Below are 25,922 nucleotides of genomic sequence, written 5' to 3'. Positions count from 1 at the left end.
ACTACACTGGAACTATAGGTTTAACAAAGATCCACTGGCGATGAGTACCACACAGCTACACCACCGCATCCTCGATGCTAAGGAATACTATGAGCAACTACGACAAACCCTTCGATCAAGATAATGGATATAAAACAGTCAGCGCACTTATCACTCCCACCGACAACCTCAATATTTTATCCAAAGTAGAAGTTGCCAAACTATTGGATTCCAGCCAAAGCGGCCTGTACAAATTATTCCGCAGCTGTGCACTCGCAGTACTCAATACCGGCAACGATTTGGATGATGGAAAAGAACTGCTTGAACGCTACAAAGACTTTGATATCAGCATCGTGCAGGAGGAACGCGGCATCAAACTTGCCATTAAAAATGCACCGGCCAATGCATTTGTTGATGGCAAAATGATTCGCGGCATCAGCGAGCATGTATTTACCGTGCTACGCGACGTGATTTACAACAACGACGAACTCAATCGCAATCCCAAATTTAATATCGGCACATCTGAAGGCATTACCGACGCTGTTTTTCACATGCTGCGCAATGCCAACTTATTAAAACCTGGCCTCGACCCTAATTTAGTGGTCTGCTGGGGCGGCCACTCCATCAATCGTATTGAATACGACTACACCAAAGAAGTCGGTTATCAATTAGGATTGCGTGGGCTGGATATTTGTACCGGTTGTGGTCCCGGTGCGATGAAAGGCCCCATGAAAGGTGCGACTATCGGTCACGCCAAACAACGGATCAATAACGGTCGCTACATTGGCATCACCGAGCCGGGAATTATTGCAGCCGAGGCACCTAACCCGATCGTCAATCAGCTGACCATCATGCCCGATATTGAAAAACGCCTTGAAGCCTTTGTGCGTCTTGGTCACGGCATTATTGTCTTTCCCGGCGGCGCTGGCACTGCTGAGGAAATTTTGTATATTCTCGGTTTGTTATTGCACCCGGATAACAAAGACATTCCCTTTCCGCTTATTTTTACCGGCCCGGAAACCTCGGCAGAATATTTTGCCCGTATCGATAAATTTATTGCCGACACTCTTGGCGCAGAAGCCCAAGCACACTACAAAATCATCATCGATAACCCCGCTGCTGTAGCCAATGAAATGAAAGAAGGGATTAAAAAAGTACGCGAATTCCGCAAACACAGTGATGATGCCTACTACTTCAACTGGCAATTAAAAATCAGCCCGGATCTGCAACAACCTTTTGCGCCGACGCACGAAAACATGCGCAATCTGGAGCTGCACAAAAACCAACCGGTCAACCAGCTAGCTGCCAATTTGCGCCGCGCCTTTTCAGGCATAGTTGCAGGCAATGTAAAAGAAGATGGTATCCGTGCAATTGAGCAACACGGCCACTTCGAGCTACATGGTGATTACGAAATCATGCATCCGGTGGACGAGTTGTTAGAGTCCTTTGCTCGCCAAAGCAGGATGAAACTTCCGGGGCGCGAGTACATCCCCTGTTATAAAGTTATAAAATGACGTTTTTGATAGACCCGTAAAATCTAGGTTGTAGTCAATGTCTCACAAAAACTAGCGACATTTGCGACTATCCTGTCGCCAGCCTTCGCCAGATAATGGCCACATCAAGGAAGTAGACAATGATGTGAGCTGGCCAGGAAAGGTCAATGGATGCGCCCACCTGTTTAGGGACGCGATGTCGGAGACATCAAAGGATTGCGCTAGCGCAGGAGGATAGGCGGTCAGGGAATCGAAGGGAAAGTCGACGCAAATTGACTACTTCTACTTAAGGATAGTATCTGTATGGGGGCGCGTAGCGCCCCCTACTCATTTCTGGAATTCAGTTTTTCCTGCCGCTTTTGTTCACGCCGCATTGCAAAAAAATGACTTAGCTGATGCTGACACTGCTGTGCCATAAGCCCGCCTGCATATTCCACCCGATGATTAAAATAATCACTATCCAATAACCGGGATTTACTCACCACAGCGCCCGCTTTGGTTTCAGTAGTGCCGAATACCAAACGCGCAATACGCGCATGCACCAAAGCCCCTACACACATAGTGCAAGGTTCCAAAGTAACGTAAATAGTCGAGCCGATTAAACGATAATTTTCTATGCGTGCCGCCGCTTGGCGCAGCGCGATAATTTCTGCATGGGCAGTGGGATCATGGCTGGTAATCGGCTGATTAAAACCTTCGCCAATAACACTATCATCTTGAACAATCACCGCTCCAACCGGAACTTCGCCCAGCACCTCACCTTTTGCCGCCAAATCCATAGCGTATTGCATCCAATACTCGTCTTGCTCAGAAAAAATAGCATCTGCTTCACTATTGGATTCTTGCTCATTCATCACGGATTTTTAACTTCCACCAAAGGAGATAAATAGCTTTCCAATTCCTGCTCAGTTAAGGCGCGCACAAAGCGAAAACGGGGAATGGTTTCACCGGCAAGCTCAACGGTTTCCAAAAACATTTCCAAGGGGCGAACCCACCAGGAGTAGTCACCATACAAACAGCGATAAAACACCATAGCTTCACGCGTTTCGCTATGAGTCGCCACCTGAAATACAAAATAATCATTGCCTTTGTAATGGCGATACAAACCAGTTTTCAACTTCATAGCAATTACCTTAAATGACACCTTGTTGTTTTAATGCTTCGATTTGCGAGGGTGATAAATTCAAAACAGATTGCAATACATCTTGCGTGTGACTGCCGATTTCACCGCCCGGCCAATCGGTGCGACCGGGTGTATCGGACAACTTGGGCAAGATCGCTGGAATTTTTAACGGCTTACCATTGATCTCTACCTGCTCGAACATTCCGCGTGCATTAAAGTGCGGGTCAGCAAACATATCTTGCACGTTATAAATAGGCCCGCCGGGCACTCGAGCCTGTTCAAGCAATTGCAAAATTTCATCGGAATCTTTACTCATGCACCAAGCAGCCAAAGCATTATCGATCTCCAACTCATGAGCAACGCGCCCGGCATTATTTGCCATGCGTGGATCGCGCGCCATTTCAGGATGACCTGCAACTTCCATCAAACGCTGAAAGATGGAATCACCATTACCGCCAATCACCACGTATTTTCCATTTTTGCAGCGATAAGTATTGGTCGGCACAATTCCCGTCACAGTCGTACCCGATGGCTCGCGGATAACACCTGCGCCAGAAAATTCCGGTATTACTGCTTCCATTAAATTAAACATAGACTCATAAAGCGCAACATCAACCACCTGCCCTTCACCAGCCCGCCCTTCTTCACTGTTTCGCTCTCGCTCCAGTAGTGCCAGAGTGATGCCAAGCGCAGCATGAATACCAGAAATAGTATCGCCGATACTGAGATTAGGACGCACCGGCGCTTGATCAGGAAAACCATTTACATAGCGAAAACCACTCATACCTTCACATACCGAGGCAAAACCCGGCTTGCTTGCATAGGGGCCAGTCTGGCCGTAACCGGAAATTCGGGCATAAACCAAACGCGGATTTGTTTGCTTTATTTCTTTCGGCCCAAGCCCCCAGTTTTCCATCACGCCCGGGCGAAAATTTTCAATGACGACATCGGCAGTATCAATTAACTGCCGCGCGATCTTTTGTCCTTCCGGTTTTTTCAAATCCAGCGCGATACTTTTTTTGTTGCGCCCGATACTACGCCACCAATGCGATGTTCCATTTTCCAATACTCGCCAACCGCGGATTGGATCACCTTCAGGCGGCTCAATTTTTATGACCTCTGCACCAAAGTACGCGAGCATACAGCCCGCAAATGGGCCAGCAAGCAACTGCCCTACTTCTATTACGCGAATGCCATCTAGTGGGCGACGTTTTTTATCATTCATAGTGTTTATCACAGTAAATCGAGAATTATTTTGCCTATGTGCTGACTGGATTCCATCCGCAGGTGCGCATCAGTAACTTGCTCAAAGGGAAATACTGAATCGATTATCGGCTTTATTTTTTGTGCATCCAGCAATGGCCAAACCTGACGCTCAAGTTCTGCCGCAATGACTGCTTTGGCCGCTGATGATTGCGCACGCAAAGTGGAGCCTGTGAGCGTCAAACGTTTCAGCATCAATGGCATAAAATCGACTGTTGTTTTGCTGCCTTGTAAAAAAGCAATATTCACAATGCGCCCGTCTTTTGCGGCTGCAGAAAAATTGCGCTGGATATAATCACCACCGACCATATCCAAAATGACATTCGCGCCCAGCCCATTCGTTTTTTCTTTGATAAGAGCAACAAAATCCTGCTCCCGATAATTAATCGCGGTAGCACCTAAGGCAGTAATCGCGCTGCATTTTTCTGCCGACCCTGCGCTTGCAAACACCTGCGCACCAAATGCTTGGGCCAATTGGATAGCAGTAGTACCTATACCACTGGTGCCGCCGTGAATCAGAAGGGCTTCGCCCGCGGTTAACTGTGCGCGTTGAAACAGGTTGTGCCATACAGTGAAAAATGTTTCGGGTAATGCAGCGGCTTGCACATAGGAAAAGTCGTTTGGAATAGGTAAGCACTGAACGGCAGGCGCACAGGCGTATTCGGCATAACCGCCACCGTTTACCAGAGCACAAACCTTATCGCCAATTTGCCAGCGCTGTACAGCATCACCACAGGCAACAATCTCACCAGCGACTTCCAAACCTAATATTGGCGATGCATCTGCTGGCGGCGGGTATAAACCCAAACGCTGCAATACATCGGGGCGATTAATCCCTGCAGCGTAAACACGAATCAGCACTTCATCGGCTTGGGGTGATGGGGCTTCGCCTTCGCTGATAAATAATTGCGATGCATCACCGGGATTTTTTAAGGCGATAAATTTCATCATGGTTCAAGGCGCTGTATTGACCAAGCACCATCGGCCTGTAAGTTGTATTGAAAGCAATCATGCAAACGCGCAGCGCCGCCTTGCCAGAATTCAATTTGATGGGGCTTAACACGAAAACCGCCCCAAAAATCTGGCAGAGGTATAGCGCCTTTGGCGAATTTATTTTTCATGGACTCAAATTGCTGCATCAACAATGCACGCGATGAAATCGGTTTGCTTTGTTGTGATGCCCAAGCACCCAGCTGACTATCGCGCGGGCGGGTCACAAAATATTTCAGCACTTCGGCTTTGGATAACTGCTCAACCACACCACAGACTTTTACCTGCCGCTCCAAAAAGTGCCAGGGAAAATGCAGACTGATTTTGGGGTTTTGTTTTAGCTCTTGCGCCTTGCGGCTATTAAGATTGGTGTAAAACACAAAGCCGCTTTCATCGAGGTGCTTCAAGAGCACTATACGCTGCGATGGCTGCCCTGTTGCATCCACTGTCGCGATGGTCATAGCGCTAGGATCAGGTATACCGGACGCGATGGTTTGCTGCATCCAGCGATCAAATTGTTCGAGCGGGCTATCCGCAAGATCATCACGCTCTAATCCACCTTGAGTGTATTCACGGCGAAAATCTTCCAGTTTTAAATCCATACAAACTCCACAGCACAAAAGTCAAAATCGCTCATGCTTTTCTCTAAATTTCAGAAATAGCATCTTGTTAAGAAATGTCATGCTAGTACGCTTTTTGTTACGTATAGACTGCATTTTTCAACCGAATCCGCCCCGCATACGATTACATCAATCGCCGCCTAATTTACACCAGCAGCAGCTTATGTATATATTGACTATATGGTGATTGAGCCGAGCAAAAAACTCCATCGCCAATTAATTTACAATAAAAACACTTCCTTATAGGCAACCCCATGAATAGACGAGAAGTCCTCAGGTACACAGCTTGGATTACCGGCAGTGCCGTTTCCGCATCACTCGCAAGTGCAATTTTGTCGGGCTGCTCAGAGCGGTCAACCGAACAAAATCAGGCAAAAAACCCAGAAATCAGTTCCAGCTCCACAGTTTTGCACTTTTTTACACCCGAACAATTTTCGCTCGTAGGTTTATTGGCCGACATCATTTTACCGCGCACCGATAGCCCTTCTGCAACCGATGTAAAAGTACACATCACACTCGACTCCATGCTCGGGCAAGTTTTTGATTCCAGCTATCAAGCTGCATTTAAACGCGACTGGCTAGCCTTGGAAAATTATCTGAATCAGCAGCAATTTTTACAGACCGAATCAGCGGCTCAAATCGAAATACTGCAATCACTTGTGCTGGATCAAAGCAACGCTACGACGAGTGCAAAAAAGGCGTTGGTAGAATTCAAACAGCAAGTCATCGCCTATTACCTGACAACTGAAGAGATAGGTAAAAACTTTTTAAATTATTTACCCATTCCCGGATCATTCAACCCCTGTATTTCAGTCGATGAAGTCAACAACAAAGCCTGGACACTCTAACAATGATAAAAACTACAGCAACCGATTTTGATGCAATCGTAATTGGCTCAGGTATTAGCGGTGGTTTTGCCGCAATGGAACTCTGCACCAAAGGTTACAAAACACTGGTACTTGAGCGCGGCCGTAGCGTGGGGCATGGAGATTACCCCACAGCCATGATGGACCCTTGGGACCTGCCCCATGAGGATCGCGTACCCCAAGATGAAATCACCAATCATTATGAGAAACAAAACCGTTTATCTTGGTGGGTAAGACAGGTCAACAAACACTGGATCAACAAAGACAATGAGTATCCCTATCAGGAAGTTGAACGCTTCGATTGGATCCGCGGCCACCATACAGGTGGGCGTTCAATCATGTGGGGACGCCAATGTTATCGTTGGAGCGATATCGATTTTGAAGCCAACAAGAAAGAAGGCATCGCCATTGACTGGCCCATTCGCTACGCCGATATCGAGCCTTGGTACGATTACGTCGAAACCTTTGTGGGAGTCAGCGGACAAGAAGAAGATTTAAAACAATTGCCCGACGGCGTGTTTTTAAAACCCTTCCAGCTCAACTGTGCTGAGCAGCATTTGCGCGAGAGCGTAGCAGAGAAATTTCCCGAACGCGTAGTAACTCCCGGACGCGTTGCAAACCTGAGCGAATACAAACCAGAAATACATAAAGGCAAACGCGGTCAGTGCATGTCTCGCGATCGCTGCATTCGCGGCTGCCCATTTGGAGCTTACTTCAGCAGCTTATCGGCAACATTACCAGTCGCGGAGGAGACAGGTAATTTAAGCCTGCGCCCTAACAGTATTGTGCAAGAAATCACTTACGATGCAGAAACAGGAAAAGCGACCGGAGTACGCATCAAAGATGCGATCACTGGTGAGCAATCCGATATTTCCGCACGCATTATCTTCTGTAATGCCAGCACAGTAGGCACCACCGCTATTCTGCTAAACAGCCGCTCGGAAAGCTTTCCTAATGGTCTGGGAAATAGCAGTGGAGAGCTTGGCCATAACCTTATGGATCATCATTACGGCATGGGCGCTTCAGGTACCCTGCCTGGCCTGGAAAAGACTTACTATTCCGGTCGAAAACCTACCGGGTTTTACATCCCCCGCTTTACCAATATTGATGAGCAAAGCATCAAAAAAGATTACTTGCGTGGTTTCGGTTATCAAGGAAGTGCGCAGCGTATAACAAATGCACCTGCTGGCGCTTTTGGCAAAGCTTTAAAAGAAGTGATCTTTTCACCGGGTGCTTACAATATTCGGATGACCTGCTTTGGCGAAATGCTTCCTTATCATGAAAACCGCATGTATCTCGACTTTGACAAAACCGACTCGCACGGGATGCCGCTCATCACCTTTGATGCCAAGCTACGCGACAACGAACACAAGCTACGTGAAGATGGTGTCAAGTGTGCGATAGAAATGTTGGAGGCTGCAGGTTGTACCAATATCACCTCATACAACAGCGCCACCGCACCGGGAGCTTGTATCCATGAGATGGGCACAGCACGTATGGGGCACGACCCAAAAACCAGTGTGCTGAACAAATGGAACCAAATGCACGATGTGCCCAACGTGTTTATAACCGATGGCGCCTGCATGACCAGCTCGGGAACGCAAAACCCGAGCATTACCTACATGGCATTAACTGCACGCGCTGTGGACTATGCCCATAAGCAAATTTTGGCGGGTAAGCTTTGAGTTGATAGATACGTCAGTGTGTGGCCAATCCACACACTGACGTATCCTATATGCAAAAAGCATGGTGATGAGTCCATCCAACGGCTACACTAGTTGTTATGAGATAATGATGATTATCGCGCCAAGCACAAAGATGCGCGGTACTCATTGATTCTGAATCATGACTCTGACCTAGCCCAAATTATCTATGAGCAACTCCCAATCGTTGGTCGGTATTATCCTTGCCGGTGGGCTCGCCAAACGCATGGGTGGCGGCGATAAATGCCTGCTGCCACTTGCGGGCAAAACCCTATTGCAAAGGACAATTGAACGCGCCCAACCACAGGTATTAACGTTACTTCTGAACGCCAATGGTAATAGCCTGCGTTTTGCCCGCACTCGCTTGCCGGTAGTTGCTGACGTTTACACTGACAATCTCGGCCCTCTCGCCGGCATTCACGCCGGTTTAGCCTGGATGCAAACTAATACCCCGGAAACACAATGGTTGGTAAGCTTTGCCTCTGACACGCCGTTCTTCCCTACTCATCTCGCTACAGATTTGCTTGATGCAGTGACCAAGCAAGGGGCACGTTTGGCGGTAGCCAAATCCAACAATCGCATACACCCCACCTTCGCGCTCTGGAATTTATCTCTGATCGATCAAATAGAACAACAACTGCAAACTGGCGAAATGCCACGCCTGCAAGATTGGATCAAAGAACAGAACGCAGTCGAAGTCGAGTTTTCAACCGAAAGCTACGACCCTTTCTTTAATATTAATGTCCCGCAAGATCTTTACTCTGCCGAACCTATTGCTGCATTGGTTAAGTGATAAGATCGAAAGCCCTCTACTTATCTTTTTGAAGACAGGAAGCTGATTATGCTTTGGCGTTTATTATGTATTACGCAGTTTTATTGCTTGCTCGCCATTTACACCTATCTCGGCCTAACCCCTCACCCCGAAAACACAGTGCCCGTATTTAATGACCTGTTGATGCATTTTTCAGGTTACATAGTGGCTGCGGTTTCAATTAGTTTTGCGCGCCCTTTGTGGCCACTGTGGCAACGTGCGGCATTTTTGATCGCATTTTCTTTTGCGATTGAAATTGGTCAACACTTTAATCCACCGCGCACGTTTAGCTTGAGCGATATGCTCGCGAATAGTGGCGGTGTCATCCTAGGCTTGCTGATTGTTGTACTTCTGGAAAAAACGATTACGCCATTTGCAAAACTGCTCTACTGGAATATCAACAACAGAAATTCATTGAGCAGCGACAACAATTAATATCGAACGATTTAATGTTGCACAGGCATAAATTGCCGATCTAAAAATTTCACTACCGCCTCTACCGATGGTTGTAACCAAGGATCAAACAACCAAAATGAATGAGGCGAATCAGGGATCTGAGTAACTTGATAAGGAATTCCAAACGGCTTCATTTTTTCGATCATCTCTTTATGCCCAACACTGAATCGTGCTTGGGCACTGATCAAAAATAGAATCGGCGGCGTATTTTTATTTACATAAAATGTGGGTGATGCTTCATGCCAAAGCTCGGTCTTTTCGGCATATCGCCCACCAAACCAAGCACCGGCCGCAGACGGATTTTTACGTGGATCATCTTCGTGGAATCTGGCCGCTTCAGACGTAAAATCTGATAATCCATCAATATTTACTATTGCCTGCACATCACTGGATACATGCGAGTTAGCACTTTGCGGATCAAACTTATCAAGACCATTGGTCACGCCGGTAAGGTTAGCAATTTGCCCACCAGCAGAGCCGCCACCCACCGCAATTTGCTCAGGATTAACGCCATATTTTTTCGCATCAGTGCGCAACCAACGGATTGCCGCTTTTACATCGTGAATTGCAGCAGGATATTGCGCCTCGCCCGATAAGCGATAGCTAATTGTTGCAGCAACATATCCCCGCTCTGCCATAGCAATAGCAAAAGGCGTGAAATTAACTCTGTAGCCAGACCGCCATCCGCCGCCATGAACAAACACAATTGCCGGGCGAATAGTCTGCTGCTTGGTTTTAGGGAGATATAAATCCAATTGCAATGCGCGCTTGCCATATCGTACATAAGTAATGTTTTTTATTTCTCGTACCGTTTCTGGTACTGAACGACTGGCAACTGAAATAAATGGATATTCACCAATTAACTTTTGGTAAGTAGTTTCAGCAGTATAGGTATTCCTCGGATCTTCAATCGTCGTTATTGTTTGGCATCCACAAGCCAACACAACAAACATTAGCAAACTCAAAAAACGAAAAAATGAACTGAAAATTTTCATAGATGCTCTCTCATCAGCAAGGGAGGTCACCGAAATTTTATGCCTGTTATCTTTATTTATAGTTGGATTTTTATGTGAATAAAACTGAAATTTCATGCCAAAAATAAAAAGGCCAGCAATTGCTGGCCTTTTTAAATTAACGCTATTCAGCTATCTGAACAAACGCAATTATCACAACAACAGGCGACGCAAATCGCCAATTACTGACACCAGATAAGTCATAAAGCGACCAGCATCAGCGCCGTTCACTGCGCGGTGATCGTATGACAGAGATAATGGCAGCATATTGCGTGGAATGAATTCTTTACCATTCCATACAGGTTTCATTTGCGCACGGGAAACACCCAAAATACCCACTTCAGTCGGAGCAGATACCATTGGAGTAAAACCGTTACCGCCCATTGCACCCAAGCTAGAAATGGTGAAGCAACCACCTTGCATTTCTGCTGGAGTCAACTTGCCATCGCGTGCTTTTTTAGCGAGCACATTGATTTCATCGGCCAGTTCAAACAGGCCTTTTTTGTCCGCATTGCGAACCACAGGAACCAACAAACCGTTTGGTGTATCTACCGCGATACCAATGTTTACAAACTTCTTGTGTACGATGCTTTCGCCATCTTGATGCATAGAAACATTGAATGAAGGCTCAGCAACTAACGCAGCTGCAGCAGCTTTTACGATGAACGGCAATGGAGTCAACTTGCTGCCACGCTTTTCTGCTTCGGCTTTCATGCTATTGCGGAAAGCTTCCAGATCAGTAATGTCGGCATCGTCAAATTGAGTAATGCGCGGAACATTCAACCAGCTGCGAGTCATGGCTTCAGCAGTCAATTTCTTGATCTTGCTCATCTTAACGATTTCGATTTCACCGAACTTGGAGTAATCGATCACTGGCAGAGCTGGAATACCTGAACCGCCAACAGAAGTGCCAGATTGAGCCGCTTGTACAATTGGCTTCACGTAAGAGCGAATGTCATCTTTCTGCAAGCGGCCACGAGGACCTGTGCCAGAGACTTTGCCCATATCGACACCCAGTTGACGAGCCAATTTGCGCACAGCTGGACCAGCGTATACATCGCCAGTTTGCTCTACTTCTGCAGCAGGTGCAGATGCCGCTTTCGGCGCTTCTGCTTTAGGTGCAGCAGGTGCTTCAGCTTTTGGCGCTGGCGCAGCTTCAGTTTTTGCTGGTGCTGCGGTTGGAGCGGCACCAGCAGCTGTAGCCAATACACCAATCACTGAACCTTGGGATAATTTATCGCCTACTTTTACTGCGAGGCTCACAATTTTACCGGCCGCTTCAGCAGGAATTTCCATAGATGCTTTATCAGTTTCAAGAACGATCAATGAATCGCCAGCATCAACGTCATCGCCAACATTGACGGAAATCTCGATGACTTCAACGCCTTCTGCGCCGCCGATATCGGGAACCACCATATTCACTTCAGCACTTGCTGCTGGTGCAGCAGCTGGAACCGGGGCGGCTGCAGGGGCTGGCTCTGCGGCCTGCGGAGCTGGTGCAGCAGCTTCGCCTTCAGCTTCTACTTCAAGCAGAAGACTATCTTGCGAAACCTTATCACCCAAATTCACTTTAATAGCGACAACCTTGCCCGCTTTATCGGCAGGAATTTCCATTGAAGCTTTGTCGGTTTCAAGCACGACAATTGAATCACCTTCGGCGATTACATCACCTACATTTACGGAGATTTCAATTACTTCAACGCCTTCTGCGCCGCCAATATCAGGCACTTTAATAGTTTGAATTGCCACTGTAGTTCCTCGCTAATCGGTTATTTCTACATTTGATAAATGTTTTGGACGGATACAAACAACATCGCCCTCTTTTTGAGAGGGCGACAGTTTTATACGCTCATTGGATCCGCTTTTTCCGGATCAATGCCAAACTTTTTAATCGCTTTAGCGACCACATCGGCTTTAATCTTGCCTTGGTCTGCCAAAGATTTGAGTGCCGCAATTACCACGAAGTAACGGTTCACTTCGAAGAAATGACGCAATTGGGTACGGGTATCACTGCGACCAAAACCTTCAGTTCCCAACACAGTGTAGTCGCCTGGAATATAAGCGCGCAGCTGCTCGGAATAGGTTTTCAGGTTGTCAGTAGAGATAATGAATGGACCTTCAGCAGCTTCCAAAGCCTGAGTAATGTATGGCTTACGTGGAGTCGCAGTAGGATTTAACATGTTCCAGCGAGTTGCACGCTGACCGTCGCGGGTCAGCTCGTTTACACTGGTCACGCTCCAAACGTCCGCTTCAACATCGAATTCGCTGCGCAGGATTTCTGCTGCAAAACGCACTTCACGCAGAATGGTACCTGCACCCATCAATTGAACACGGTTTTTGGCTTTACCAGTACCTTTTTCCAATTGATAGATACCTTTGATGATGCCTTCTTCGGCACCTTCTGGCATATCCGGGTGTTGATAGTTTTCATTCATCAATGAAACGTAGTAAAACACGTTTTCATTGTCGTGATACATACGCTTGATGCCATCCTGAATGATCACCGCCAGCTCATAAGCGTAGGTAGGATCATAAGAACGACAATTAGGAATGGTATTAGCAAATACATGGCTGTGACCATCCTGATGCTGCAAACCTTCACCGTTTAGGGTAGTACGACCAGCAGTAGCTCCCATCAGGAAGCCGCGCGCTTGTGAGTCGCCCGCTGCCCATGCCAAGTCACCAATACGTTGGAAGCCGAACATGGAGTAGTAAATGTAAAACGGAATCATCGGCTTTTTGTAGTTGCTGTAGGAAGTCGCTGCAGCAATCCAGGAAGCCATAGAACCTGCTTCGTTAATACCTTCTTCCAGAATCTGACCAGTGGCCGACTCGTGGTAAGACATCATTTGACCGGCATCGTGAGGAACGTATTTCTGACCTTCGGATGAATAGATACCGACAGTCTTGAACATACCTTCCATACCGAAGGTACGTGCTTCGTCGGGAACAATCGGCACAATTTGCTTGCCGATTTGCTTGTCTTTAACCAGTGACGACAGGATACGTACGAAGCTCATGGTGGTAGAGATTTCGCGCTCGCCAGTTGATTTCAACTGTGCAGCGAAAGCCTCAAGCGCTGGAACCAACAGCGGATCAAAGCTGGCATCGCGAGAAGGTACAAAACCTTTCAGGGTGGTGCGACGCGCTTTCATGTACTGCATTTCCGGGCTGTCTTCTGCCGGACGGTAGTAAGGCAGGCTCGGCAGATCTTCATCGCTGATAGGCAATTCAAAACGATCACGGAATTTTTTCAGATCGTCAACTATCAGGCTCTTCACCGAGTGAGTCTTGTTAATCGCCTCACCTGATGAACCCATACCGTAACCTTTTACGGTTTGAGCAAGAATTACCGTTGGCTTGCCTTTGGTATTAACTGCTTGATAGTAAGCGTTATATACCTTGTGCGAATCGTGACCACCACGCGCCAGCGCCATGATGTCGTCATCGCTCATGTCGCTAACCAATTCCAGCAACTCTGGATATTTGCCGAAGAAATGCTCGCGAGTGTAAGCGCCGCCGTTGGCTTTGTAGTTTTGCATCTCGCCATCAACCACTTCGTCCATGCGCTTTTGCAGCAGACCGGTTTTGTCTTTAGCGAGCAGTTTGTCCCAACCGCGACCCCAGAGAACTTTAATAACATTCCAACCAGCACCGCGGAACACACCTTCCAACTCTTGCACGATTTTGCCGTTGCCACGCACCGGACCATCAAGACGTTGCAAGTTACAGTTGATCACAAAAATCAGGTTATCCAGCTTCTCACGCGCTGCGAGAGAAATAGCACCCAAGCTTTCCGGCTCATCGCACTCACCGTCACCTAGGAATGCCCACACCTTACGGTCGGTCACAGGAATCAAACCACGCGCTTCCATATAACGGTTAAAGCGTGCTTGATAAATCGATTTGATTGGCCCCAAGCCCATAGAAACAGTTGGGAACTGCCAGTAATCCGGCATCAACCAAGGGTGAGGATAAGAAGACAAACCACCGCCGTTTACTTCACGACGGAAATTGTCCAAATGGGATTCATTTAAACGCCCTTCTACATAAGAACGGGCATACATACCAGGTGATACGTGACCTTGGAAATAAATCAGGTCGCCAGGGGTATCGCCATCGTTACCACGGAAAAAGTGGTTGAAACCTACATCATATAAAGTGGCAGATGACGCGAAAGATGCAATGTGACCGCCAAGGCCATCATCATTATCATTGGCTTTCATCACCATAGCCATGGCGTTCCAACGGATAATTGAGCGAATTTTGCGCTCAAGAGCTACATCGCCAGGTGCAGTAATTTCTTTGTCGGTAGAGATAGTATTGCGGTAGGGAGTCTGAATAGATGAAGGCTGTTCAATGCCATGATTAACGGCGGACTCAGACAGTGATTTTAATAATTCCGCTGCGCGGTCTTTGCCGGCATGACGTACAACTGACCGAAGGGCGTCCAGCCACTCTTTTGTTTCAATGGCATCGATATCTTGTAGCATTCAAATCTCCTCAGCTATGCGCATAGGCGCACATCACGTAGCAGTAGTATCTAAACAGGAATTTGGATCTGGGCCTCGCATGAAATTTGCTCACCTTCAAAAAAATGTGCAGATTTTTCATGGAGTTACAGGAGGAATATTCCTTTTACTTGTGTAAAAAATCCCCGAATTCTTGCATAAGTGGGAATTTTTTACCAGCCCTACCCAACTTGGTAACACTCTGGAGGGGCACAACTTTAGTGCACAACTTGCCGAATCGCGCGAATTAAATACAGATTCACAGCGAAAATCCGGTTCGCAACCGGGCTGGCATTATTACTCAAAGTTTTGCGATTAACCAAGCAGAAATCAGTAAAAAACTTGATAAATTTTGCTGATTTTTGCACCAAAAAACAGCAAAAAAACACAATTACTCAGATGATGATTTATAAATGTACGATAAGCCATTTAAGGCTGTGCAATTTTTTGCATGTGTTGCTTATAACCCAACAAATCATCAATTTGAAAATATTGCTCGCTCTCAACAGGTGATTCAGATGTTAACCACAAACGCCGTGCATTATTCATAAATACCGAACGATAAAATTGCTCAAGTGATTCAGGGGTAATTTTGGCAAGTGCGTCAGCAAGCTCGGCGCGACGTGAAAAGTGACCGTCATATACAGTAATCGCATTCCAGTAACGCTCGCCCTGCTCTTTCAATGAACGCGCTGGCTCGCGCATTTTTTTAATTAATGCTTGTTGATTAATTAAAAAGCCTTCGTTTAATTGCGCAACCTGCGACTCAAGAAAAGTATCGATTTCGGCAATAATTTTTTCTTCTTCCACTTCTGGCGACTGCACTACAAATAGGCTGCTTTCAAGATTTAATGCTGGCGCAGCAACGGCAGTCACTACATACCCCAACTGTTTTTCAGTGCGAAGTTGATTGTAAAACTCAGGCTGGAGTAGCTGGCGTGCCAGCATCATGTGTGCGGCATCATTAACTGATGTGGACTTATTTTGAACCAATAATTCAACAACATTGTCATCATGCTCAAGCTTGTGGACATAACGCCAAGGCTTTTCAGAATCAGTAGGCAATAACAGCAAATTCAGCGGGGGCAAATCGCGACCTGTTTGTCGGCTCAATAGTTCATGCTCAACTAATACCGCAAACTTTAATGCTTCTGCGTGAAAATAATTTCCATAAAAAAGCGCATCTATTTTTGCATCAATCAGTTGGCGGCTGGCAAACCGTGAAAACTGCTCAAGGGTCTTATCCTCCAGCGCAGCAATTAATTGCTCATTACTCCAGTAAGGATCGACCTGTATAACAGGTAGCTGCTTGGCTAAAACTTGATATGGCAAATCTTTATTTTGATTGCGCCAATTTCGCAGTAGTTGTTCTTTAATCAGCTTAAAACGCTCTTCATTAAATTTGCTGGTGCGCATCATTTCCGTGATTTTATTGACTAGCAACCCTTGGCGACTGGAATATCCGAACACACTGATGTCATACCCACGCGGATTTGCCACTACCGAGTGATCTATACCAGCAAGCTTCGCAGGATAGGAAAATTCATTCAGCTGATCTGCCATCAGTGCAGTAAATAAATGCGCCTGTGCAGCACCATCCACACTCATGGCAACCTGAGGCGATTTAATCCGCAAATTAATTAATGCTCTTGGCTGCATGAATTGCTGATCTTGTGCAAACCATACACGCATATTTTTATTATTGAGAATCAGCTGAGGCTTGGCATCAACCGCACCATGCTCTTCCAGCATGGAACCAGATTTCACAGCCAAACGCTTGGGGATAAAGAGGTTTTTTTCAGGCAAAAACAGTTCTTTGCGTACACCCTGCTTCAAATCCAGTATTTCCGGGATACCAGCACGCGCTACAAATGGAGCAGCATAGAAAGGTGAGACACGATAAGGTTCAACGTTCGGCGCAGTTAATACCAGTAGCAAATTATCACTATTTAAATACGCCAGATTCTTCTTAATCAGGCGTTCGTCATAAGCGGTATAGACATAATCGCCACGCAGAATATTTTTTGGCGAATAGATATGCATATTTTGAGCGAGCGCACTTACCGTTTGGATAGGAGGAACCTTTTCCTGAAAACGGAAATTCAAATCAGCTAATTCTTGCAGCTCGGTGTAACGCCAGGACGAAAGCCCCCGAACCTGTAACTGCTCAAGACAATAAAAAACCAGCGACACAATTTGATCACGTGCACGCACACCTTGTGGCGTCAATTGGATGCTTAATTGGAACACTGCATCGCTGCGGCTTTGCATGCTCACACCAGCAGCAAGCGCATCGGCCCACCCCAGACGCTTTAATAAGGATAACAAGCTGCCGTCAGCTTCATGCCCCAATAAGTTAGCAATATAAACAAACGGCTTTTTTTCGTAGAACTGGTCCGGGTTTGGAATCGGAAAGTTAAAAGTCAGCTGACGCAGCTCTTTTTCCGGCTTGATTTCCACACTGGCAGGCAGACGCTGCGCATCGAATAACGCAGGGTATTGGCGTGGGATGTCAACCTCGCGCTCAGGCACATCACTAAAACGGGAGCGAACTTCCGATTCGAGTGCATCCAAATTATCTCGCCCTAAAACCACCAGGCTCATCAAATGAGACGAATAATATTGCTGATAGAAAGCAATCATATCATCGCGAACAGAACGCCTTTCCCTATCCGCAAGAGTCGATAAATTGCCCACAGAAAAAGTAGAGCCGGGGTGCGCAGGATTCATCAGATCACGATAAACATCCCATTCACGCCGACCATCATCTTTTAACTTGGCAAGATATTCAGAGTTGACCGCATTACGCTCGCGCTCAACATATTCGGGACTAAATAAGGGCGCGATAAAAAATTGCGCAAAGCGATCTAACGCAGGGTAAAGCTGGTCATTATCGATATCAAAAAAGTAATTGGTATTTTCAGCGGCGGTGTAGGCATTAAAGCTGCCGCCATGCTGGGAGATAAATTCTTGATACTCACCTGCTTCTGGATACTTTTCCGTACCGAGAAATAACATATGCTCAAGAAAATGGGCAAGGCCAGCGCGATCAGCAGGGTTTTGGTTTGCGCCAATATTAACATCCAGCGCGGCAGCAGATTTTTCGGTGGAAGGATCAGAAATTAATAGGACTTGTAACTGGTTATCCAGCTTCAGATAACGGTAATTACGCTTATCGTTTTCGCTTTTAATAATTCCGGTGGCACTATTGAGATCAATCGTTGCATTAAATAAAGAGCGAGTGCTATTGGATTCAGTTTCGTCGGAACGACTTTCTTGCGCCAGCAAAGGCTGACACGCAAGCGCGCTTACGACGGCTATTAACCAGAATGCGCAGCCGCTCAGGCCACTTTTGCAACTCAATCTCACCATAACGAACTCACTTAGCCATTGATCAATATTCAACAATCACATGACCGATCAATCAAATAAGCGCTATACCGCTGACTTTTTAAGCAAGTAGCAGTAAACCGCATCTTTTTCTGCAAACGCCAACAAGGTTTGACCACTCAACTGTGCGTAGGCCTGAAAATCGCGCACCGATCCAGCATCGGTCGCCAACACACGCAATAACTCATCTGTAGCCATGTCGCGCAGTGCCTGTTTAGCCTTTAACAGCGGCATAGGGCAGCGCAAGCCGCGGGCATCCAGTTCACGATTAACGGGGTGGGCAAAACAATCAATAGCTTCACTCAAGACGTATATCCAACCAATTTCTGGCGCGAGTATATTCATAAATCGCCGCGCGGCAATCTTGCCAGAGGCGGTATTTATTCCCGGGAAAGTCGAACCGAACTAAGGGTTCAAGGTCATAAACGGGTGCTAACCTAGTCTTTACGCACCAAAAAGGCTAGAGTTGTGACCTCTTTTTTTGCCGCCAAAGTCATCCCGGCGGGTTCCAGCAGGAGTCGATCAGTACCGTGCGTATGCTTTTTCAACGTTGCCTTTCAGTTATCAGCCAACGTCTTCTCACCCCCGCTTGTGTTAGCTTCCTGCTGGTTGGAAGCCTCATCGCCGACCCTTTTGCCAGCCATGCGGAGATACAACTACCTGACTTGGGCGATACCAGCTCCATCATGATTTCTCCGGCACAGGAAAAGGTGCTGGGGCAGCGCTGGCTGCGCGCTTACCGCAGCCAAGTCCCCACCTCTTCCGACCCCCTGATCATTGACTATTTGGAACAGCTATTTGACCAACTGCTTCCTTATAGTCAGCTCACAGACAAACGGATCGACCTGATTGTCGCTGAAAATAACACGCTTAACGCCTTTGCGGTACCCGGAAATATCATCGGGGTACATACCGGCCTATTAATGTACGCTCGGGCAGAGGGCCAATTGGCCGCTGTACTTACCCACGAACTAGGGCATTTAAGCCAGCGCCACTACGCACGTCAGCTGGAAAAGCAGAAGAATATGATGGTGCCCATGCTTGCTGGCATGTTGGCCGGTTTGGTGCTGGCCGCTAACAGCAATAGCGATGCTGGTATGGCTGCGATTATGGGGACGCAAGCGGCAGCGCAGCAGTCTGCCTTGGCATTTAGCCGCCAGAACGAGCAGGAAGCGGATCGGATTGGTATGCAGACTATCGTTGAGGCCGGCCTTGACCCTTATGGCGCTGCCGATATGTTCGAGCAAATGGTGCGCGCCAACCGCCTGAATCGCCGCCCACCGGAATATCTGCTCACTCACCCGGTAAGCGAGACCCGTGTGGCCGATGCCCGCAACCGCGCCATGAAATATCCACGTAAACCCGCTGCCGACGATACCGAGTTCCAACTCATCCGCACCCGTGTGAGAGTCAAAGCAGAAGAAACGCCGCAAATCGCCGCACGCATGTTTAAAAGCGAACTGGATAAAGAAAGCGATCACCCTGATGCCAGCCGTTATGGCTGGGCGCTCGCACTGATGGAATCGAGCCAATTTGATGCTGCGCGCGATGCTCTCGCGCCGCTGTTAGAAAAAGACCCTGATCGCGTGACTTACCAAATCATGCGTGCAGATATTGAAATCGCAGCCGAGCGCTACAAAGCGGGATTGGAAATAATTGAGGCGCAACTTAAGCAACATCCAGACAGCTACCCGTTAATCATTCGCCATGCCGAAGCCTTGATGAAGGCGGGGATTTATCAGCAATCAGCCGATATTCTCGACCGCTATTCACGCAAGCGCAGCAACGATGATTATGTGTGGTATTTATTGGCTGAAGTGAACGGCTTGGCGGGCAATATTCTTGGCGTACACGAAGCACGCGCAGAATATTTTATTTTGAACGGTGTTTATGATCGCGCGCAAATTCAATTGCGCAATGCGCTCAAGATGACCAAAGGCAATGCGTATCGCACAGCCTTGTTGGAAGAGCGCTTGAAATATGTCGAAGCGCAAATGCGCATGGAAGGTTTCTAGCAAACAATCTTTAAGTTGTGATCAGAACAGCCAGAGTTAACGCTATGGCTGTTTGATCCAACCGGATGTCAGGATCCACTCATCGGCATTTATCACCGCCATTGGACGGCCAATAAAATACCCCTGCACTTCATCACACCCCATCTCATTTAAACGCGTTAGCAGCGCCTCATCTTCCACCCCTTCGGCAACTACTCGCAAACCCATATTATGTGCAAGATGGATAGTCGAACTGACGATCAATTCATCCTGTAAATCTTCCAGCATATTGCTCACAAATGAATTGTCGATTTTCAGCGTCTGTACCGGAAGCCGTTTTAAATACGCAAGCGATGAATAACCTGTACCAAAATCGTCAATCGCCAAGTGCACCCCCAATTCATGCAGCGCATCCAAATTACGCAGTGCGCGAGCCGGGTCGGTCATGATGGCACTTTCAGTGATTTCCAATTCCAAACGCGATGCGGGCAATCGATACTTGGACAACAATCGCTCAACCAATTTAGCGATATTGTCATCCATTAAATTGCGCGCTGATAAATTCACCGCAACGCTTAATGCCATGCCCTGATCCTGCCAGCGGCGGCATTGTTCAATTGCAGTTTCCAACACCCACGCCGTGAGTTGATGAATCACACTGGTTAATTCTGCAATCGGAATAAAATCTGCCGGGGATACAAACCCCAATTCAGGGTGCACCCAGCGAATCAATGCTTCAAAACCATAACAGCGCTGCTCGCTCAACCGCACTTTGGGCTGATAGTACAAACACAGTTGATGTTCGCGAATTGCGCGCCCCAGCTCACTCACAATCGCCAAACGTTTAGTCGAGTGAGGATCATAATCAGGGCTGTAAACCGAAAGCCCTAACATTTGGCTTTTGGCGTGATACATGGCGATATCTGCATAGCGCATCAATCCATGTTTATCCTGTGCGTGTTGCGGTGCTATGGCGATGCCCATGCTGGCAGAAATCTGCGAGGTAAAACCATCCAGTTCAAATTCCTGCGAGAGCGCATCCAATAGGCGATGCCCAAACACCACCGCCTGATGCGAGTTGCGAATGCGCGGTAAAAATACGGCAAATTCATCGCCGCCCAAACGCGCAACCGTGCCCGGCACTTCTGACATTTCATTGGCCAAGCGCGGGCCGATTAATTGCAACAAACGGTCGCCCACATTGTGGCCGAGGGTATCGTTAATTTCTTTAAATCGATCCAAGTCGATTAACAACAAAGCGCTGATTTGATCCGCACCGCGCTGCTCAAAACAGGTGCGCATATCGGCGTAGAGTTTTTCTCGGTTAGGCAAAGCAGTGAGAGAGTCATGAAACGATTGATAACGCAGTTTTTCTTCATAACGTTTGCGCGCGGTAACATCTTTAGTCGTTCCCCACACACGCTTTAAATAACCATCCTCGACAATTCCGGTGCAGGAAATTTGGAAAAAATACTGCTTACCGCGATGATCTTCCCGCACCACATCGTGATCGACCATTTGATAGTTGTGACTTACAAAATAATCAATATCAAACACATAATTCGTCGAGCCACTTTCTACCAAGCCCATACCTAAAATTTCATCCAGCGAATTAACACTGAGCATATTCAACAAAATCTTATTGGCTTCGATTAAGCGCGCACTCTGGGCAATTTTTTTAGCCTGCATCGGCAGCGCCAAATGAACAGCAACTGGTGGCTGCATTTCGTAGCACCAAATAGCTTCTGAACTATTGGTGATAAATGCTTTGTAGCTCGCCTCACTTTCTTGCAATGCATCGCGTGCACTTTTTTCCCGCGATAAATCCTGACATTGCACTAGCACCTGATCGATGTTGCCCTGCTTATTGCGCATAGGTAAAAAACTTGCGCGGAAAAACAAATTTTTATCGCCAATAAATCGGCTGCGATGAAGTGCACCCAGTGCGTAATGCATATCCAAAGTTTGCACTTTGCCTTCGGTGTAAACCGAGCGAATCACGTCATGGATTTCCGAATCAGCACTAATACGTTTATCACGCAAAATAGAATAAAAGCCAACTGTAGTTTCAGCCTGCTGCGACGACAAATGAAACAGCCTCGCCATAGTTTCATTTAGATAGAGCACCACACCTTGTTTATCGGTAAGCGCACTGGGAATTGGATTATTTTCAAACAACCCGGATAAGAATGGCAGGCTATATTGATCTGCAGGTGTCACCAAAAAATGGCGAGCATTAATTACCATACCGGCAAAGCGACGACCGCTTCCACCCGCCAGTAAACGCCCGACAAAACGCAAGCGCGGCTCACCTGCAAGGCCGATTAAACGCAGATCGCACGAGCGCAAGCGCTCAGTATCCTGATCCTGGATATCGGTATTAAACGCTTGGAGAAAGAGATATTTATCGGCGCTGGGCAGCAGCGATAACAAGTCCGTCACATGAGATAAGTCGTGAGCGGGAGCAATATCACTAAGAGACGAGACAAAAGGGGGCGAAACCAAAAGGGACGAGATAAACTCCGGCGAGATATAAATCTCTCCGCTACTAACATCCATGTTCCAAGACGCAATACTGGACGCATCCACTGCGTTGCTGGTAGCAAGCTCATCCGGTATTTGACTTGCCGAATCACTCGCAGGACTGGATTGTTGCATAGTAAATAGTTCGCCCTTCCTCAAATAAACAGGTTAATTCCAGAGTGTAGTCAAATTTTCTTGGCTTGCGCTCTGGCGGGCGAGCTATTCGGATTTATTATTGATTATGTGATTTGATGCGCCAATTTATAACGCAATGCTTGCATAAAATGATCCGTACAAATGCTAATCAACAGGCCAAGAAAATTAATAATGCGGCGGCCTTTCGTTCGCAACATCTACCTCATCGCCCTGCAAAGGGTTGCGCACCAATTCATCTAAACGCTGCGCCAGTAAACGCATTTGCTGTTTTAACTGAACAATTTCCGCATCCTGCCGCGTAATTACATCATTCAACTGCGCGAGCGTATCTTCCTGATAAGCGACGCGGGTTTGCACATCAATTAATTGCTCTTCAATGTCTGACATTTTATTTCCTCTTTCATTTATGTACGTCTACGCAAGCACAGCGTAAGCCGCATCGATTAAACGCACAGCGCGCTCATCGATCAAAATCCGATTTCCCATACGCTGGGTGACATAACCAAAACCCAATTCAAAATCAGGGTCGGCAAAACCAATGCAGCCGCCTGCGCCCGGGTGACCAAAGGCGCGCGTACCGCGACCGTAACGACAATCATCCCGGTCGTGTTGCGACAACATAAAACCGTGACTAAAACGCAGCGGCAAACCGAGCGTACGGTCATCAGCAAAGGTTTGTTCCTGCCAACACAGCGGCAATACCGACTCATCCAGCAATTGCTGTTGCGCGCGCGCCAGCTCACCATAAATCGATGCCAGCGCAGGCGCATTTGCATGAGCACCCGCCGCTGGAATTTGCGCCTGACGCCATTCACGTGAATTAGTTGCCGTCATCAAGCTAATCGGGTTGGAAAAAGCGCGATTAGTTACACCGCGCGGATCAGCCTTCATCAATTTGCCTAGAGCGATGCTATCGGCACCACTGGAAACTGTTGGCAAACCGGCTGCGCGCTTCAGCGGGCCGGTATCGGCAATCGTATCGAGTAAATGGTTCGGCACACCAAAATGGCAATTTACTCCGAGCGGTTGGGCAACATGCGCTTGGAAATAATCATTAAAGCTCGCGTAACCACTCGCGCGTTTTACCAACTCACCCAAAATCCAGCCAAACATAAATGGCGAATAACCTTGCGCGGTATTTGGCTCCCACCAAGGCTCCTCGGCAGCGGCGAGTTGCACCATCACATCCCAATCGAAAATTTGCTCATTGGCTATATGCTGATGAAACGCCGACATTCCGGCGCGATGGCAGAGTATCTGGCGCAAGGTGATATCGCCTTTCCCAGCTGCCGTAAATTCCGGCCAGATGCTGGCGACAGGTTCATCCAAGGATAATTTCCCATCAGCAACCAACTGCAACACGCAGAGCGCGGTCAGACCTTTTCCGGCAGAAAAGATATTCACCAGCGTATCTTCACGCCAATCAACCTGCGCCAGATTCGCCAGCTTATTGCTGCACTGCCCCGCCCATACATTCACCACCAGCTCACCGCGATGCATAAGCGCCAAGCCAGCGCCCTCTTCCCCTTGCGCAAAATTAGCGGCAAAGGCATCGATAAGCGGCTGCCACTGCGGCAACCATTGGCCGTTTACGGTCATAATTTGATCTCTTCATTTCACCATCAAAAAAGTTGTGCGCATTCTACCAGTGCCCAAGGGTAGAATTGGCGCTTGTTTCCTGTGAGTGATTACCATGAGCAAAGATAAAAACTCCCGCCTCGTCTACTCCACCGAGGCGGGTCGCATTAAAGAAGAGAAGCCCGCAGCAACCATCCCTCAGGGCGATGGCATTGTACGTATCCGCCGCGAAACGGCTGGTCGCAACGGTAAAGGCGTCACCACTGTGACTGGTGTTTTGTTGGATGAGGCCAAACTAAAAGACCTCGCCAAAGCGCTTAAAGTTACCTGCGGCGTAGGTGGTTCGGTGAAAGACGGGGTGATTGAGATTCAGGGTGATCAGCGCGATAAGTTGAAAGCCGAGTTGGAAAAGCGCGGTTTTACCGTGAAACTTGCTGGTGGCTGATGTGGATGAGTTTCCGTTTGATCCGCAATTACTTAAAGACTTGGTTACCACGCCTATGCCCTACGGCAAGTACGCTGGCCACGTGATCGCCGATATTCCTGAGCATTACTTAATGTGGATGGGCCGCGAAGGCTTCCCCAAAGGCAAGCTCGGCCAGCTTCTAGGCTTGATGTATGAGATCCGCTTAAATGGTTTAGAGCCAATATTGAAACCGCTGCGCGAAGTAAAACCTGTCCGATAAGTACCAAACGGATGGCAGCATTTAGTTCAAAACACGCCGTGAATCCATCCATGGAGGCTCATCTTCGGCATCCATGCCTCAGACGGTCTTGAACTAAACACTGCCATCCGTCAGCGACATCTACCTAGCCCATCACTGGCCTACTTTTTGCAAAACTCCTCTCAACGAACAAAAACCGCCGTTTTTCTGACAGAGAGGCAAACGCAAATGGATAACGAGCTTTTTTTACAATTAACTGACACTTCCCTGAAAATCGGCCTTGGCGCACTGATCGCTGCGGTTACGGCATGGGTGATCCTGCGTAAAAGTAATCAACAACCAGCCACTAGCGCGCGCGATAACCGCCGCTTGCAGATTTTGGAGGATGTATCCACCCAAGTGGGCACTGTCACTCATATCTTCGCCAAATATTCGTCGCTAGTTGTAGAGTCCATCCAATTTGGTGACCGCTGGCCACAAGCGCGCCGTATCGAGCTGGATGCAGTTAATACCGAGCTAGTCGCCGAGTTCAAAAAATTGGCGGAAGCCGAAGCTAAATTATTGATGCTGGGCGAGAAGAATCTGGAGCGCAGCCTGCGCTTGTACGGCGCCAAGATCGCGGTTTACCGCAAACAGGTTTACATCGGTCGCAAAGATATCTCTCTGGAGCAAATTACCGCGCTAAAAAACACCATAGTTCAAGTACGCGAGCAGTTTTACGACATGCTCAGCCGCAAGTATGACCGCTTGCTCGCCAGCGCCTGATCCATCGCCTCTGCCTAAACAAC

22 protein-coding genes are annotated in these 25,922 nt (G+C 47.6%); 9 read left to right on the top strand and 13 right to left on the bottom strand.

Translation table 11 applies throughout. The features are described 5' to 3' along the window. The first annotated feature begins 89 nt into the window (after window positions 1-89). Window positions 90-1,493 (top strand): nucleotide 5'-monophosphate nucleosidase PpnN, encoded by a 1,404-nt coding sequence (gene ppnN / locus SPL68_RS15810; RefSeq protein ID WP_323816135.1) that lies wholly within the window; start codon window positions 90-92, stop codon window positions 1,491-1,493. Window positions 1,494-1,795: 302 nt separating this feature from the next. Here ppnN and tadA read toward each other — a convergent pair whose 3' ends face one another. From tadA to pdxH, 5 genes are read right to left on the bottom strand one after another with little or no spacing between them, the layout of a single operon-like run. Next, a complete protein-coding gene (gene tadA / locus SPL68_RS15805; protein ID WP_323816134.1) occupies window positions 1,796-2,326 on the bottom strand; it encodes a tRNA adenosine(34) deaminase TadA in 531 nt (176 codons plus the stop codon). Beyond that, window positions 2,326-2,595, bottom strand: coding sequence for a DUF1653 domain-containing protein (locus SPL68_RS15800; protein ID WP_323816133.1), 270 nt, complete (start codon window positions 2,593-2,595; stop codon window positions 2,326-2,328). The genes tadA and SPL68_RS15800 overlap by 1 nt, the downstream gene beginning before the upstream one ends. Window positions 2,596-2,605: 10 nt before the next feature. Next, window positions 2,606-3,820 (bottom strand): CaiB/BaiF CoA transferase family protein, encoded by a 1,215-nt coding sequence (locus SPL68_RS15795; protein WP_323816132.1) that lies wholly within the window; start codon window positions 3,818-3,820, stop codon window positions 2,606-2,608. Between the two features lie 8 nt (window positions 3,821-3,828). After that, a complete protein-coding gene (locus SPL68_RS15790; protein ID WP_323816194.1) occupies window positions 3,829-4,806 on the bottom strand; it encodes an NAD(P)H-quinone oxidoreductase in 978 nt (325 codons plus the stop codon). After that, on the bottom strand, window positions 4,806-5,450 hold the full coding sequence (pdxH, locus tag SPL68_RS15785; RefSeq protein ID WP_323816131.1) for a pyridoxamine 5'-phosphate oxidase: 645 nt from the start codon (window positions 5,448-5,450) through the stop codon (window positions 4,806-4,808). The genes SPL68_RS15790 and pdxH overlap by 1 nt, the downstream gene beginning before the upstream one ends. A gap of 272 nt (window positions 5,451-5,722) precedes the next feature. Here pdxH and SPL68_RS15780 point away from each other — a divergent pair, with 272 nt between their 5' ends. The 4 genes from SPL68_RS15780 to SPL68_RS15765 all read left to right on the top strand — a co-directional run bounded on the left by SPL68_RS15780 (window position 5,723) and on the right by SPL68_RS15765 (window position 9,283). Further along, window positions 5,723-6,316 carry a gluconate 2-dehydrogenase subunit 3 family protein gene (locus tag SPL68_RS15780; RefSeq protein ID WP_323816130.1) on the top strand — a complete coding sequence of 198 codons (594 nt, stop codon included), beginning with the start codon at window positions 5,723-5,725 and terminating at the stop codon, window positions 6,314-6,316. 2 nt (window positions 6,317-6,318) lie between these two features. Continuing rightward, window positions 6,319-8,019, top strand: coding sequence for a GMC family oxidoreductase (locus SPL68_RS15775; RefSeq protein ID WP_323816129.1), 1,701 nt, complete (start codon window positions 6,319-6,321; stop codon window positions 8,017-8,019). A gap of 187 nt (window positions 8,020-8,206) precedes the next feature. Further along, window positions 8,207-8,830: a molybdenum cofactor guanylyltransferase MobA gene (gene mobA, locus SPL68_RS15770; RefSeq protein WP_323816128.1), complete on the top strand. Its 624-nt coding sequence runs from the start codon at window positions 8,207-8,209 to the stop codon at window positions 8,828-8,830. Between the two features lie 48 nt (window positions 8,831-8,878). Then, window positions 8,879-9,283: a VanZ family protein gene (locus tag SPL68_RS15765; RefSeq protein ID WP_323816127.1), complete on the top strand. Its 405-nt coding sequence runs from the start codon at window positions 8,879-8,881 to the stop codon at window positions 9,281-9,283. A gap of 11 nt (window positions 9,284-9,294) precedes the next feature. On the opposite strand, the gene SPL68_RS15760 is transcribed toward SPL68_RS15765, so the two are convergent. The 5 genes from SPL68_RS15760 to SPL68_RS15740 all read right to left on the bottom strand — a co-directional run bounded on the left by SPL68_RS15760 (window position 9,295) and on the right by SPL68_RS15740 (window position 18,563). Next, window positions 9,295-10,395, bottom strand: a complete 1,101-nt coding sequence (locus tag SPL68_RS15760) for an alpha/beta hydrolase (protein ID WP_323816126.1) — start codon at window positions 10,393-10,395, stop codon at window positions 9,295-9,297. Window positions 10,396-10,470: 75 nt separating this feature from the next. Next, complete coding sequence (gene aceF, locus SPL68_RS15755) at window positions 10,471-12,066, bottom strand: dihydrolipoyllysine-residue acetyltransferase (RefSeq protein ID WP_323816125.1); 1,596 nt, start codon at window positions 12,064-12,066, stop codon at window positions 10,471-10,473. A gap of 92 nt (window positions 12,067-12,158) precedes the next feature. Continuing rightward, window positions 12,159-14,810 carry a pyruvate dehydrogenase (acetyl-transferring), homodimeric type gene (gene aceE, locus SPL68_RS15750; RefSeq protein ID WP_323816124.1) on the bottom strand — a complete coding sequence of 884 codons (2,652 nt, stop codon included), beginning with the start codon at window positions 14,808-14,810 and terminating at the stop codon, window positions 12,159-12,161. Window positions 14,811-15,257: 447 nt separating this feature from the next. Further along, a complete protein-coding gene (locus SPL68_RS15745; protein WP_323816123.1) occupies window positions 15,258-18,200 on the bottom strand; it encodes an insulinase family protein in 2,943 nt (980 codons plus the stop codon). A 63-nt stretch (window positions 18,201-18,263) separates the two neighbouring features. After that, window positions 18,264-18,563, bottom strand: coding sequence for a sulfurtransferase TusA family protein (locus SPL68_RS15740; protein WP_323816122.1), 300 nt, complete (start codon window positions 18,561-18,563; stop codon window positions 18,264-18,266). A 191-nt stretch (window positions 18,564-18,754) separates the two neighbouring features. Between SPL68_RS15740 and SPL68_RS15735 the strand changes: the two genes are divergently transcribed. Then, window positions 18,755-20,233: a M48 family metalloprotease gene (locus tag SPL68_RS15735; RefSeq protein WP_323816193.1), complete on the top strand. Its 1,479-nt coding sequence runs from the start codon at window positions 18,755-18,757 to the stop codon at window positions 20,231-20,233. A gap of 42 nt (window positions 20,234-20,275) precedes the next feature. On the opposite strand, the gene SPL68_RS15730 is transcribed toward SPL68_RS15735, so the two are convergent. The 3 genes from SPL68_RS15730 to SPL68_RS15720 all read right to left on the bottom strand — a co-directional run bounded on the left by SPL68_RS15730 (window position 20,276) and on the right by SPL68_RS15720 (window position 24,490). After that, a complete protein-coding gene (locus tag SPL68_RS15730; protein WP_323816121.1) occupies window positions 20,276-22,870 on the bottom strand; it encodes an EAL domain-containing protein in 2,595 nt (864 codons plus the stop codon). 186 nt (window positions 22,871-23,056) lie between these two features. Continuing rightward, entirely contained in the window at window positions 23,057-23,278 is a 222-nt protein-coding gene (locus SPL68_RS15725) for a SlyX family protein (protein WP_323816120.1), read from the bottom strand. Between the two features lie 27 nt (window positions 23,279-23,305). Beyond that, window positions 23,306-24,490, bottom strand: a complete 1,185-nt coding sequence (locus tag SPL68_RS15720; protein ID WP_323816119.1) for a serine hydrolase domain-containing protein — start codon at window positions 24,488-24,490, stop codon at window positions 23,306-23,308. A gap of 94 nt (window positions 24,491-24,584) precedes the next feature. Between SPL68_RS15720 and yciH the strand changes: the two genes are divergently transcribed. From yciH to SPL68_RS15705, 3 genes are all read left to right on the top strand, one after another. After that, window positions 24,585-24,914 carry a stress response translation initiation inhibitor YciH gene (gene yciH, locus SPL68_RS15715; RefSeq protein WP_323816118.1) on the top strand — a complete coding sequence of 110 codons (330 nt, stop codon included), beginning with the start codon at window positions 24,585-24,587 and terminating at the stop codon, window positions 24,912-24,914. 1 nt (window position 24,915) lies between these two features. Continuing rightward, window positions 24,916-25,155 (top strand): DUF3820 family protein, encoded by a 240-nt coding sequence (locus tag SPL68_RS15710; protein ID WP_323816117.1) that lies wholly within the window; start codon window positions 24,916-24,918, stop codon window positions 25,153-25,155. Window positions 25,156-25,362: 207 nt separating this feature from the next. Next, window positions 25,363-25,899: an energy transducer TonB gene (locus SPL68_RS15705; protein WP_323816116.1), complete on the top strand. Its 537-nt coding sequence runs from the start codon at window positions 25,363-25,365 to the stop codon at window positions 25,897-25,899. Window positions 25,900-25,922: the final 23 nt, after the last annotated feature.

Source organism: Cellvibrio chitinivorans, assembly GCF_035117775.1.
Lineage (GTDB): Bacteria > Pseudomonadota > Gammaproteobacteria > Pseudomonadales > Cellvibrionaceae > Cellvibrio > Cellvibrio chitinivorans.
Note: the sequence above shows the minus strand (reverse complement) of the source record. Positions and strands in the feature narration are given on the sequence as shown.

Bases quoted from the DNA above. Each gene is read 5' to 3' on its own strand.
- ppnN (WP_323816135.1), top strand. From the start codon at position 90: ATGAGCAACTACGACAAACCCTTCGATCAAGATAATGGATATAAAACA.
- tadA (WP_323816134.1), bottom strand. From the start codon at position 2,326: ATGAATGAGCAAGAATCCAATAGTGAAGCAGATGCTATTTTTTCTGAG.
- SPL68_RS15800 (WP_323816133.1), bottom strand. From the start codon at position 2,595: ATGAAGTTGAAAACTGGTTTGTATCGCCATTACAAAGGCAATGATTAT.
- SPL68_RS15795 (WP_323816132.1), bottom strand. From the start codon at position 3,820: ATGAATGATAAAAAACGTCGCCCACTAGATGGCATTCGCGTAATAGAA.
- SPL68_RS15790 (WP_323816194.1), bottom strand. From the start codon at position 4,806: ATGAAATTTATCGCCTTAAAAAATCCCGGTGATGCATCGCAATTATTT.
- pdxH (WP_323816131.1), bottom strand. From the start codon at position 5,450: ATGGATTTAAAACTGGAAGATTTTCGCCGTGAATACACTCAAGGTGGA.
- SPL68_RS15780 (WP_323816130.1), top strand. From the start codon at position 5,723: ATGAATAGACGAGAAGTCCTCAGGTACACAGCTTGGATTACCGGCAGT.
- SPL68_RS15775 (WP_323816129.1), top strand. From the start codon at position 6,319: ATGATAAAAACTACAGCAACCGATTTTGATGCAATCGTAATTGGCTCA.
- mobA (WP_323816128.1), top strand. From the start codon at position 8,207: ATGAGCAACTCCCAATCGTTGGTCGGTATTATCCTTGCCGGTGGGCTC.
- SPL68_RS15765 (WP_323816127.1), top strand. From the start codon at position 8,879: ATGCTTTGGCGTTTATTATGTATTACGCAGTTTTATTGCTTGCTCGCC.
- SPL68_RS15760 (WP_323816126.1), bottom strand. From the start codon at position 10,395: ATGAAATTTCAGTTTTATTCACATAAAAATCCAACTATAAATAAAGAT.
- aceE (WP_323816124.1), bottom strand. From the start codon at position 14,810: ATGCTACAAGATATCGATGCCATTGAAACAAAAGAGTGGCTGGACGCC.
- SPL68_RS15745 (WP_323816123.1), bottom strand. From the start codon at position 18,200: ATGGTGAGATTGAGTTGCAAAAGTGGCCTGAGCGGCTGCGCATTCTGG.
- SPL68_RS15740 (WP_323816122.1), bottom strand. From the start codon at position 18,563: ATGAATATACTCGCGCCAGAAATTGGTTGGATATACGTCTTGAGTGAA.
- SPL68_RS15735 (WP_323816193.1), top strand. From the start codon at position 18,755: ATGCTTTTTCAACGTTGCCTTTCAGTTATCAGCCAACGTCTTCTCACC.
- SPL68_RS15730 (WP_323816121.1), bottom strand. From the start codon at position 22,870: ATGCAACAATCCAGTCCTGCGAGTGATTCGGCAAGTCAAATACCGGAT.
- SPL68_RS15725 (WP_323816120.1), bottom strand. From the start codon at position 23,278: ATGTCAGACATTGAAGAGCAATTAATTGATGTGCAAACCCGCGTCGCT.
- SPL68_RS15720 (WP_323816119.1), bottom strand. From the start codon at position 24,490: ATGACCGTAAACGGCCAATGGTTGCCGCAGTGGCAGCCGCTTATCGAT.
- yciH (WP_323816118.1), top strand. From the start codon at position 24,585: ATGAGCAAAGATAAAAACTCCCGCCTCGTCTACTCCACCGAGGCGGGT.
- SPL68_RS15705 (WP_323816116.1), top strand. From the start codon at position 25,363: ATGGATAACGAGCTTTTTTTACAATTAACTGACACTTCCCTGAAAATC.